Origin of the sequence: Loktanella sp. SALINAS62, assembly GCF_018263905.1 — a bacterium.
Lineage (GTDB): Bacteria > Pseudomonadota > Alphaproteobacteria > Rhodobacterales > Rhodobacteraceae > Loktanella.
The window spans coordinates 65211-76792 of sequence record NZ_JAAFZU010000043.1 but is presented as its reverse complement, the minus strand read 5'-3'; the positions used below and the strand labels follow the sequence as shown (position 1 = coordinate 76792).

12 protein-coding genes and 2 pseudogenes are annotated in these 11582 nt (G+C 58.9%); 10 read left to right on the top strand and 4 right to left on the bottom strand.

What is annotated here, in order from left to right; all coding sequences use genetic code 11:
* From GZH79_RS19095 to GZH79_RS14120, 3 genes and pseudogenes are all read right to left on the bottom strand, one after another.
* Positions 1–175, bottom strand: a pseudogene (locus tag GZH79_RS19095) (IS3 family transposase); the annotation flags it as partial.
* A 50-nt stretch (positions 176–225) separates the two neighbouring features.
* Complete coding sequence (locus GZH79_RS14125; RefSeq protein ID WP_211644421.1) at positions 226–810, bottom strand: HPP family protein; 585 nt, start codon at positions 808–810, stop codon at positions 226–228.
* A gap of 115 nt (positions 811–925) precedes the next feature.
* Positions 926–1684, bottom strand: coding sequence for a sulfite exporter TauE/SafE family protein (locus GZH79_RS14120; protein WP_249219204.1), 759 nt, complete (start codon positions 1682–1684; stop codon positions 926–928).
* A gap of 658 nt (positions 1685–2342) precedes the next feature.
* Here GZH79_RS14120 and GZH79_RS14115 point away from each other — a divergent pair.
* The 8 genes from GZH79_RS14115 (at position 2343) to GZH79_RS14080 (ending at position 8204) form a co-directional block, all read left to right on the top strand.
* Entirely contained in the window at positions 2343–2738 is a 396-nt protein-coding gene (locus GZH79_RS14115) for a DUF3768 domain-containing protein (RefSeq protein ID WP_211644419.1), read from the top strand.
* A 74-nt stretch (positions 2739–2812) separates the two neighbouring features.
* A complete protein-coding gene (locus GZH79_RS14110; protein WP_211644418.1) occupies positions 2813–4660 on the top strand; it encodes a ParB N-terminal domain-containing protein in 1848 nt (615 codons plus the stop codon).
* 57 nt (positions 4661–4717) lie between these two features.
* Positions 4718–5035: a hypothetical protein gene (locus GZH79_RS14105; protein ID WP_211644417.1), complete on the top strand. Its 318-nt coding sequence runs from the start codon at positions 4718–4720 to the stop codon at positions 5033–5035.
* A gap of 699 nt (positions 5036–5734) precedes the next feature.
* Entirely contained in the window at positions 5735–6367 is a 633-nt protein-coding gene (locus tag GZH79_RS14100) for a hypothetical protein (protein ID WP_211644416.1), read from the top strand.
* 157 nt (positions 6368–6524) lie between these two features.
* The gene (locus GZH79_RS14095; protein WP_211644415.1) at positions 6525–6872 is read left to right on the top strand and encodes a hypothetical protein; all 348 of its coding nucleotides are present in this window, start codon (positions 6525–6527) and stop codon (positions 6870–6872) included.
* Positions 6873–7007: 135 nt separating this feature from the next.
* Entirely contained in the window at positions 7008–7250 is a 243-nt protein-coding gene (locus tag GZH79_RS14090; protein ID WP_211644414.1) for a hypothetical protein, read from the top strand.
* A 117-nt stretch (positions 7251–7367) separates the two neighbouring features.
* Positions 7368–7880: a hypothetical protein gene (locus tag GZH79_RS19090; RefSeq protein WP_249219203.1), complete on the top strand. Its 513-nt coding sequence runs from the start codon at positions 7368–7370 to the stop codon at positions 7878–7880.
* 66 nt (positions 7881–7946) lie between these two features.
* The gene (locus GZH79_RS14080) at positions 7947–8204 is read left to right on the top strand and encodes a hypothetical protein (protein WP_211644413.1); all 258 of its coding nucleotides are present in this window, start codon (positions 7947–7949) and stop codon (positions 8202–8204) included.
* 398 nt (positions 8205–8602) lie between these two features.
* Here the strand turns inward: GZH79_RS14080 and GZH79_RS14075 are convergent, their stop codons facing one another.
* On the bottom strand, positions 8603–9073 hold the full coding sequence (locus GZH79_RS14075; protein WP_211644412.1) for a hypothetical protein: 471 nt from the start codon (positions 9071–9073) through the stop codon (positions 8603–8605).
* Between the two features lie 505 nt (positions 9074–9578).
* Here GZH79_RS14075 and GZH79_RS14070 point away from each other — a divergent pair.
* Both GZH79_RS14070 and GZH79_RS14065 read left to right on the top strand, forming a co-directional pair.
* Positions 9579–10499 carry a zincin-like metallopeptidase domain-containing protein gene (locus tag GZH79_RS14070; RefSeq protein WP_211644411.1) on the top strand — a complete coding sequence of 307 codons (921 nt, stop codon included), beginning with the start codon at positions 9579–9581 and terminating at the stop codon, positions 10497–10499.
* Between the two features lie 295 nt (positions 10500–10794).
* Positions 10795–11442: pseudogene (locus GZH79_RS14065) on the top strand (M48 family metalloprotease); the annotation flags it as partial.
* Positions 11443–11582: the final 140 nt, after the last annotated feature.

Genomic DNA, 11582 nt, shown 5'->3' with positions numbered 1-11582 from the left:
TGTCGATCTCGACCTTCTTCACCCATTCATTCAGCGTTTGCGGCGCACAGCCGATCTTCGCAGAAATCGACAGGATCGCAGACCAGCGGCTGTCATGCTGCCCTTCGCCATTCAAAACCATCCGCACGGCACGTTCGCGCACTTCACGTGTATATTTGTTGGTTGTCTTGTTCATGATGCTCCATCCTACTCATCAGTTGGAGCCTCCGGCAAACCCGGCGCGGTTCACACACCAAGATTAAAGGACTGCTCGTAACGATCGAGGATATCGGTGAGCTCACTTTCTGACAGCCCCAGACGTTCCATTGGTTCCCGGTCCTGGGTGCCGTAGCTATTGGCAACCTCGAACTGTCGGAACGGGTAGTGCCGTCCGGTCACGCGACCATAGATAATCGCGATCACCACCAGAAGCAGCGTGCCGATCCCGATCGGCATGAGGGCGAACAGAAAACCGAGCTCGCGAACAGCGTCCGGGCTCATGGCGGCGGTCATCGCGACGGCACCGGCCGGAGGATGCAGCGCCCGACACAGACTGGTGCCTGTGATCGCAAGGCCCACCGCCAACGCGATGCGCAAGATCGGATCAGCTATCACCATGCAGACAGCGACAGCGATCAGGGCAGCGACCACATTGCCCACGATGGCGGACCAAGGCTGTGCAAGCGGACTGTTCGGCACAGCGAACAACAACACAGATGAAGCGCCAAACGGAGCAACGAGGTAAAGTCCCAGGTTCAGATCGATGGTCGGGGACAGAACAAATGCCCCCGCGAGAGACAAGCCGATGAAGGCTCCCAGCCCCGCGCGCATGGCCTCGACAGGCGAGATGTGCGCGACGGCAGGCCCGAATGAACGAAGATGAAGCAGATCACGGCCTTTCGTGTTGGCTTGTTAGGTGCTTCGAAATTGACCTTACGCAGTTGAACTATTGGATGAAGTACCAGCTGCTGAGAGCTAGACCCGTGGCAATGACAAACCAACGGATCACACGCTGGGGCACAAGACGTCCGACGACGACGCTGCCCCATCCACCCAAAATGCTTGCCGACGCGACGATAACAACGGCGCTGTAGTCCACGGCACCTGACAGGATGAACACCACGACGGCCAAACCCTGCATGATGCAGGCAAGCCAGTTTTTCGCTGCATTCAAGGCGTGAAAATCGCGGCCTTCCGTGAGAGAAAGAGAGGCCAGCATCATGATCCCCATCCCAGCCCCGAAATAGCCACCATAAACGGCAACCAGACCCTGCAGGGCCGTTGCGAAAGGACCGACTCCGTCAGTTGTCCGGCAGGCAGCCAACTTCTCACCGAACGTTGCGATGTACGGGGCTGACATAAAGAGGATGGTCGCGAACAGAATCAGGAATGGCACGAGAGCACGGAACGCGCCTTCATCGGTATTCAGCAGCAAAAGGCTACCCGCAACGCCGCCAATGGCTGAGATGATCGAAAACGGCAGAAGCCGGCGAAACGACGCAACGATTTCGCGACGGTAGGCTGTGGTCGATGCAATCTGTCCGGGCAGGACAGAAACGGCGCTAGTGGCATTTGCTGTCACAGCGGGCAGTCCTACCGCGACGAGTGCAGAGAACGTGAAAATTGTCCCGCCCCCGGCGAGTGCATTGATGGCACCGGCCAAAAGACCGGAACCAGACAGTAGGATGATATCAGCATAAGTCATGCCGCTTACTAGTCGAGGCGAGTGGCACTTTCCAGACAGCCTGATTAGTAAGCAATTCGCAAAATATTATCGCAGGCCAACGAAACCCTACTTGATTGGCGCAAATCCAAGGACTCACGTTTTGCGAATGGTGACTGCGACACATGTCATGGCCCCTGCTCCGCCCTTTGGGCGTGTCACCGCGCTCTAGGCTCCAGCCGGCAGACCGGCTTCCGCCCGCAACGTCCCGGCCCATCCTCCCTGTCCGTATGGCCCGCGCCCTGTCTCTCCGAGCCAGTGTGCGGGCCTTCGGCCATGGTCGTCCTGGTCCGTGCCGATGCGCCCTTGCGGGTGACGATCGCTGGGGCGCGGCGCGGGGTTCGGACTGCGCCGAACGCCGCTGCACCGCCAAGAAAAGAAAGAAAGAAGGGGACCGCCGGTCCCCCACCGCAACAGTAAAATACTGTGCGTCCTGCGGGGCCGTGTCCTCGCGCTATGCGCTGCGGACCGCACCACTCCCTTGTCCGCTTGATTTTCCCATTGCGGCGGTTCCCCCCCTGCCCTCGCCGGGAAGCAAGGTTTCAGAAAAGGGGCGCGCTGAAGCGCTTCCTCGTCTGACCCCTCGCCCGATTTTCGGCACCAGACCGGAAACGTGGCACCACCACAAAGGACCAAAGCTATGAACGACCAAACTACCCTGCCGGCAGAAGAACAGGCCGAGATTGATCGCGCCGCCAAGATCGCAGAGCAGAATGACCGTTTCCGCAAGACATGGGGCGCAGACTTCACCGTTCCCGGTCAGATCGTCGTGACGCGCGGCGTGGCAAGCCTGTCCGCAGGCGCACAGGTGCAGATCATGCGGGTCGTGCAGACCTTCGACACCTTCACCGAGGACAACGACCCATACGGCGATCACACCTTTGGCGCGTTTGAAATCACCGCCGTTGGCGAGGCCGTCAAGTTGTTCTGGAAGATCGACCTCTACGACACCGACTACACCTACGGCAGCGAGACCCCCGAGGACACTGCCGCGACCCGCCGCGTCCTGACCGTCATGCAGCGCCACGAATACTAAAGCCGCCCACGCGGCCAGCCGCGCCCACCAGGTGCGGCCCCCCCTCCCTTCCCCACAGATCAAGGATCAAACTCATGACCACCCAGACCCAGATCACCGCAGCGACTGACGAGCAAATCCCCTTCGCTGACCTCTATCTGTCCGACATCAACCCCCGCAGCGTTGTGAACGATGAAGCCATTGAACGACTGGCCGCGAACGTGCGCCAGCTTGGCCTCATTCAGAACCCGGCAGGCTTGCGCGATGCGACTGGAAAAGTCGGCATTGTGGCAGGTGGACGCCGCTATCGCGCCTTGGCACTCTTGCAGGACGACCCCCGGTTTCAGATTGTCACCGTCCGCATGGCCCCCGATCAGGCAACCGCCGAGTTTTGGGCGACGAGCGAGAACGCGCAGCGCGAGGACTTGCACCCCGCAGACGAAATCCGAAACTTTGGCGTGATGGAAAAGCGCGGCGTGAAGGTCGCAGACATTGCCGTCGCCTATGGCGTCACCGAGAAGCATGTTTACCGCCGCTTGGCGCTGTCTAATCTGCCCGCCCCGGTGCTGGACGCTTTGCGGGACGGCAGCATGAGCCTGTCCCAAGCCGCCGCGTTCACGATCAGCGACGACGAGGCCCTGACTTTGGAGGTGCTGGCCCTTCACGTGGAGCAAATCGCCAAAGGCTACGGCGGGTTGAACGACTACACCATCAAGACCCGCTTGAAGCCCGGCAGTGTCAAAGGAACCGACCGCCGCGCCCTGTTTGTCGGAGAGGCAGACTACAGGGCCGCAGGAGGCCGCATTGGTGGCGACCTGTTTGCCGACGTGACCACCTTCGACGACCCCGCCATTCTGGACGAGGTTTTCGCCGCCAAGCTGACCCAGACCGCCGCCGACTACTCCGCCGCGCATGGCTGGAAATGGGCCGAGGCGATCACCGATGGTTACATCAGCTATCGATTCGATCAGGACCGCAAATTCGGCAAGGTCTATCCCGTCGAAGGCGAACTGACCGAGGCCGAGGCCGAGCGTTGCGACGCACTGGCAGAACTGGCGAACGGCGATGCACTGGACGAAGAAGGCACAACTGAGCTGGACGCCTTGCAGACCAAGATGGACGGCGACTTTACCGACGAGCAGCGGGCCACAAGCGGTGTCGTGATCTATGTCACCAACGACGGCAGCGTGAAGGTCGAGGCCGGTTTCATCCGGGCCGAGGACAAGGCCGCAGCGGTCGAAGCAGGTATCTTGCAGCCGTCGCGCCATGCCGTGAAAGAGGATGCCCCCAAGTCGCCAATCTCGGACACCTTGCGCGGCGATCTGGACCGGATCGGCACAGGCGCACGGCAGAACGCGATGTTGGACGACCCGAAACTGGCGCTTCACCTTCTGGCCTTCCAGCTTTGCGGGAAAATAGGATACGACCGCGCCTTTGGCGTCCGCACTGACGACGTGCCGAACGTCCCGACCACCGAAACCGGCTATGTGCTGGACAAGCGCCTGACCGTTGCGGACACCGACGACCACAGCCCGTTCAACCGCGACCATGCCGCCGAGTTTGCCAAGTTTCGCAAGCGGGGCGGTGCAAAAATCATGGACCTGTTAAACCGTTATCTGGTCGCGCACCTGACCATCAGCAGCCCTGACCTTGGCGCGATGATTGACAAGCTGACGAGCAAGCGCACCCGCGACACCTTCACACCGACCGCCGAGAATTTCTTTGGTCGCGTGAACGGCGCTTACCTCAATGATCTGTGGAGCGACCTGCTGGGATTGGCCGCAGACCATCCCACCGTGACCACGTTCGAGAAGTTGAAGAAGGGCGAGAAGGCCGAAAAACTGGAAAGCCTGTTTGCGAACCCGGCGACACGCACAGCCCTTGGCCTGTCGGAAGATCAGATCGACCGGATCAACGCATGGCTTCCCGAAGGTATGGCCTGACCAACGCCGCAGGGCGCGCAAGCGCCCTGCCCCACCCATCCCGACCGGAGACAGATCATGTCACTCAAGACCTACACCCTCGCCATGCGGAACGGCTCGCCAGTCACCCGCAAGGGCCATATCGTCACCTTTGCCCGCGCCGGTCAGCCAGCCGTCGCCGTGGCGCTTTACAAGACACGCGGAGGCTACAACGCCGACCACCCCCGCACTGGCCGGTCAATCAGCACGTTCGACCAAGTGTGCCGGTTCGGAAAAGCAGTCACCTTGAAGGAGGCGAAAGACAGCCTTTTGACGATGCTGGACGAGTTGAAGGGCGACGAAGCATTGCGCCGCGTTGCGGACAGCTACGACGTGTTGAACCCAGATTTTCCGTAGGGTCGTGGCCGGTGCAAGACCGCCGATAGCGGTTGAACCGGCCCGCCCAACCTGCCACCGTTGACCCAGAGTTTCAGACTTTCCTTGTGGTGAGGAACTACCTGGCCCCGCATCGCGCGGGGCCTTTTTCTGTTCCCCACGCACTTCCGGCAGAGGTGGAATAATGCCCCTCCGGGCCAGGACGACGCCCTGCCCCGAAAGGCCCTGCGCTGTGCGCGCGGCACCCGCAGCCGCGGTGCGTTGCCGCTGAAAAAGAACGGACCTGCGATCCTACTTTTTCAGCATCCCGGCATCCCGCAGCAATTCGCTCAGCCTGCCTTCTGCGAACCAGCTTTCGCTCACAGTGGCCCCTTGGCTTTGCCGTCGAATGCCGTGCATCTTTGACTCAACGTCACCAATTTTCTGAATCCTGTCAGTGAGCAGTGCCAATTCTGACCGAATCGTCAAGCACTTATGACCTAAACCGGACTGTGGGCGCGGTGCCGTTCAAGGTCAGGTGAGCGGACGTGAACGAAGCTGACCTTCGCCGCAGATGCTCCAACTTCCAGTTTGGCAAACCGTGCAACAAACGGTCGGTTTTGATAGGCCGTGAGTGCCCGCTAAGAACACCAACGTGTCTGATGCTGCGTTTTGCATGACAGTTAGCTTTATCATACACTAAGCAGTGCGCTAAAGCCCTCAAACCCGAAAGAAGCTAACATGGTGAAAGATCTAATAGACAGTCTGGTAACCTTGGTTAAACCTGATGGCACAGTGATTGAAAACATCCCTGCGCACGTTCAATCAAAACTTATCATCATAACCGATGAAACTATCCCTATCGAAATCGGCGATCATTTGCTCCGAAAGCTCAATAACGGACTTTCTGACGACTTCATCGTGGAAAACTACTCTCACTACGACCATAAGATCATGGGCATGGATTCACATGCCCAGATCAAAGTGCGTCGTAGCGGCAGTCCGACAAACCAAGCCACGATCATCCATAACATCACCAACACCAACAACAACATCAACAATACGCAGCACGGCGATCACTCAAAAATAAACGTTCAATCTACGGACAATTCGCAAAACAAGATCACAACGATTTCATCAACGCAGCTTAAAAAATTCGTAGATGAAGTCACTCCTGTATTAGGTCAGCTTCCCGATGGACAGCGCCAAATCATCGAAGTGAAATTAACCACCCTAGAACAGGAATCTGCAAAGGCTGAGCCATCTCAGATGAAAACACGAGGGGCCTTGCAGGCTATAAAATCAGCCGCTGAAGGCGCAGCAGGAAATCTAGTAGCGACGGGTATAATCAGCTTAATTACTAGCATTTTTTAGGATACTGAGGCGCACCTTTATTACATATTTTCGCCCATGCGTCGTCGTCCGAGTAAAAATGCAGTGGCTGGGGCGGCGGACCCATTACCGCGCCACAAACAGTGGGTTTTGAAAGCCATACGTTGTGAGGGGGCTGATGCCGGAGAGGAAGCAGAGTTTGGATCAGTATTTAATCTATTTTGTGCCGTTCTTAGTCGTCGGCTTTGGCGTCATGCTAGCCCCTTTCATAACGTATGGTTGGCCTGACTGGTTGACGCGCTTTGTAGAGTTCTGCGCGGAAATGGCGAATGGTGTTTGGGTCGCTGGCGTCGCACTCGTGATCATGATGGGTATAGGTCTTCCTATACATGTTGCGGCTGTCATGTCGTGGCCCGTCATGTACTTTGGAGGACGATACTTTGCGCGACTAAGCGACGAATGGCAGACCCGTAGCTACGAAATTAAGCGTCGGGCGCGAGAGGAACGGGAGCAACGCGAAAAAGAAGAACGTTCCAACCGCAGCTAAGCATGCAGCGCTTTGTGCATAGTTGGTCGGGAGCGTCAAAAACGCTTGTTTATGGCAAACGCTCAAACCAACCCGACTGACGCTTTCAAATAACCCCGTTCAGAACCTAAACGGTTGGCCCAGGGCCACCACGTTATGACCGCCAATTTTCTACAGGTCGCACCCGATCCGCGGTTTGATGTGGTCCTGATGAATTCACCCTTTTATGGCCAGCACTACAAGCGGACCGGTGGCCGTCTGGTGTGCATCCTGCCCGCCAGCGCCTACTTTGACCACGGCAACACCGTAGGCGAATGGCACGATCTGCCCGTTGGCAGTTTTGCGGAAAGCGGCACGAATATCCCGACCGGATTTTGCGTGAAACACGTCCCCGGATAAGGCTAAAACAGACCACGATCTAAGGCGTTAAATCGCCTTAGATCCCCTATTTTATTGAGTGAAATCAAGCTCTGTGCTAGATTCAACCTAGGTAATTCAGCCAAAAAGGCCGCAGCTATGTCCCTTGTTTCCACGTCCGTTCAAGCGGTCTGGCAGTCCGCCGAGCTGTTGATTGCCTTCCATAAGAACAAGAACCAGACCAAGCGGGATGCACCCTTTTTCTGGCGTCCGAAGGAGGCATTTGCGCGCCTGCTGGCGAAGCCTGAGGATCAGGAGGCCGTCGTCGTCATGCGTGCCGCAGACGACAACGGCGCCGACGTTCAGATCAAGATGCACTCTGACAAGATCGTGGTCAGGCGCGACCGCGAGCTGGGCTGGTCAGGCGTCATTATTGATGAGCATCAGATTCAGATAAGAGTCGATGGTGCAATGATCCGCGTCGATCCCGACGGCAGCGTTATGGTCGAACGGGACTTTCAAAAGACCCATCTTGAAGGGACTGGCGAGATTTTCCGGTTCACACCCGACACCAAAATTACCGTGTCCGCCGACGGCGGCCGCATGTCCCGAGAGACCGACGCCAGCTTTGACGGCTTCACACCGGACGGCGTTGTGTCGCGCCGCAAGTGACCGCCAAGGTTGGGCCGTCCCTTGCGGCAGGCCCCGCCCTTTTCTGATCCGATGGAGCCAGACGCCATGACCTCGATCTATCACCGCGCGTATCTGCATGGTTATGCCCGGCAACCAGCGCCGCGCTGGCTGCGCCGGTTCATCGCGCGATCCGAGATCCACCGCGCTTGGCTGGCGGGCTATCTTGGTTTCTTTGAAAGTGACGGCGTGGCCTACGGCCCCGCTTACCCTTACCCGCAATTTCCCGACTGTGACGCCGACGAGGACGCCGCCGCAACGCAGTTCGTTGACGAAGGCTTTCCCTACCATCCGGACCGCGCCTAGTCTTGTCGATCCTTGGCAAGTGACCAAGCGATGCGCAGCCCGTAAGCGTCCAACTTGACCCGCGCCGCGCACTTTGCACATCGCGCCACCCGTTTAACCTGCGCCACGGTCTGAAGGTTCTTTTCCATCGCAGCGGCCACCCGCACCGGCACGACATTGCCGCAGGTATATTCAAGCCAAAGGGTGTGATCTGGGATTTGCACTAAGTCAGTCATGCCGAGAACACATAGCGAACATTCCAAGCAATGGTAGGCCGTCAGATTCGACCGGCCCTGCCCAAGGTCATAGCAAAAACGGCCGCGCGAGGCGCGGGCGTGCCGCCGAGGCGCTACCGCGCCCCCGGCACCACTTCTCTGTTCCTGTGGCCCAGGTTGCGCCAGTTGCCCGAACCGCGCAGATCAAAGCGCCAGTGCCACCAACGCGGCGGCGAACACTTTCGGGTCCAGGCTCGCAGCCCATTGCAGTTGGGCTTTCAACTCCCCAGCGTTCTCATTCTTTGCGAGTTTCGCAAGGATGCGTTGCGTTTCATCGGGACTGCCCAGCAGCGCCCTTGCGCTTCCAGTCGGCGTGTAGGCTGCGGCGACCATGAACGCGCTCAATATCTGCGTCCCTGTTTCCATCCACTTTCTTGTTCCTTTTGCACGAGCAACAAGATCCGTCGATCCGAAAGCGAGAGCTGCGCTTTGCAAGGCATCCTCAACGTCGGTTTCATCATCCAAGCCGCCAGCCAGACGTGCTTGAACGATCCATTGATCCATGCGGATTCGGAGGTCTTTCTTCAACATCGACAGCCTCTTTCTGCACTTTCTGCGTTCTTGGTTTTCTACCACGAAATCATTGATCCGTGAATCTGAAAGCGTGATGAACATGGCCCCTGCCCCGTCCTTTGGACGTGTCACCGCGCTCTAGGCTCCAGCCGGCAGACCGGCTTTCGCCCGCAACGTCCCGGCCCATCCTCCCTGTCCGAATGGCTTACGCCCTGTCTCTCCGAGCCAGTGCGCAAACCTTCGGCCATGGTCGTCCTGGTCCGTGCCGATGCGCCCTTGCGGGTGACGATCGCTGGGGCGCGGCGCGGGGTTCGGACTGCGCCGAACGCCGCTGCGCCGCCAAGAAAAGAAAGAAAGAAGGGGACCGCCGGTCCCCCACTGCAACAGTAAAATACTGCGCGTCCTGCGGGGCCGTGTCCTCGCATTCGGCTGCGGGCCGCACCACCCCCTTGTCCGCTTGATTTTCCCATTGCGGCGGTTCCCCCCCTGCCCTCGCCGGGAGGCAAGGTTTCAGGAGAGGGACGTGCACAGCACTTCCTCGCCTGACCCCTCGCCCGAGTATCGGCACCAGACCGGAAACGCGGCACCTTCATAAAGGACTGAAAAAATGGCTAAAGAGCGTTTGGACATTCACCAGCACGTCACCGACACAATCATCGCACAGATCGAGGCAGGCACCCCGCCGTGGCGCAAGCCGTGGACAGGTGGTCCAGGTGGCGCTTGTCTTCCCGTACGTCACAATGGCGAAGGCTATCGCGGCATCAACGTCCTCATGTTGTGGGCTGTCGCATCCGAGCACGGTTATGCGTCCGAACGCTGGATGACTTTTAAACAGGCGCAGCAGCTTGGCGGCACCGTGAAGAAGGGCGAGAAATGCGCCCGCAGCGTTTTCTATGGCACCTTCGAGCAGAAGGACGACGGACAGAGCGACGGCAGCACCGAAGGCGAGAGCAAGGCCCGCATCGGCTTTGCGAAGGCGAACAACGTCTTTAACGCGGATCAGATCGAGGGCTTGCCCGCTGAATACTACGTTCAGCCCGATCCCGCCCGCGACCTTGGCACCGAAGCCGACCCAGCCCTCGAGGCATTTTTCGGCAGCATCGGGGCTGATATTGTCAGCACCACAGACCCCCGCGCCTACTATCGCCCCGCGGCGGATCAGGTTCACATGCCGCCCGTTGGCACTTTCACCAATGCCGCCCGCTACTATGGCGTTCTGGCCCATGAAATCACGCACTGGACTGGCGCGGAAAAGCGGCTGGACCGGATCAAGAAGTTTGGCAACAAGGCGGCTTATGCGTTCGAGGAGCTTGTGGCAGAGATTGGCGCTTGCCTGTTGGACGTGCGCCTTGGCGTAGAGCCGGAATTTGACCAAAGCGCAGCATATATTGAAGGGTGGCTTGAAGCGCTGAAATCCGACAAGGGGCTGATTTTCAAGGCCGCAGCCGAAGCACAAAAGGCCGTGGATTTTGTGCTGGCAGCAGCCGACGCCGAGACCATCGCAGAGGACGACCGCGCCGCCGCGTGAACCTATATCCTGACAGTCTGCACCATCTTGAGCCCCGGCCTAAATGGTCGGGGTTTTTTGTTGCTTGTGTTGCTAGGGTGACGCGGCAGGGCGACGAGCTGCGCCCGCCCCCCTGCCCCGCCTTTTTCTTTCGGCGGGTCCCCCGCCAAGAGGGATACATTCGACAGCCGTGTTATTTTTATGGGCCGGCGATGACTTCATCGAATGACGCTGCGAGCGCACCACTATAGATAACCCTCGCAATCTAGGTGATTGGCTTAACGTTCAGTGGGTCGAGTTTTGCGCGAACTTGGCGAAACCGTTCACCTTTGGTACCTGCCGCAATCCGGCCAACGCAGCCGTGACCGTGACCGTGACCGCAGGCCTGTTGCAAAGCCTGACCCGCGAAAAGGTCGCCGCCGTCGTGGCGCATAAGTTGGCGCATATCCGCAACCATGACACGGCGATCAGGACCGTGACCGCGACATTCACCGGTGCGATCTCGATGCTGGCGAATTTCGCGCTGTTCTTCGGTGACTCGCGCGAGCGGCTTGGGATCGTCAGCACCATCGCCATGATGATCCTCGTACCCCTCGCCGCCGCCCTCGTGCAGACGGCGATCAGCCGGTTGCGCGAAAGCGAGGCCGACCGGATCGAGGCCAATATCTGTGGCAACCCCCATGTGGCCTGCCTCTTCGCTGGAGCGGACCCAGCAAGGTGCCGCACGAATCGACAACGGCGCGGCACAAAGTTATCCCACCACCGCCCACATGTTCATCATCAATCCCCTGCACGCCCACGGCCGCGACAAGCTATTTTCGATCCATCCCGCGAAGGAAAAACCGCGTTGCGCGCCCTGCGGCAGATGGCGCTGGGTCGCAAGACCCCCTCCCGCGTCGCCGCCGCCATGCCGAGCACGATGCCCAGGGTCAAATGGGGCGGACGTCCAAGCCCGTTGAGCTGATGACCGCCGCCGGAAACTGACATGATTCTGAACGCTCTTGGAACAAGGTCTTTCAAAGGCAATTTTGCCTGCATAGAGCCTTTTCGGATCGGATCACTGAGAAACCTGTCGCTTACGCAACCACATACTCTCAGCCTACG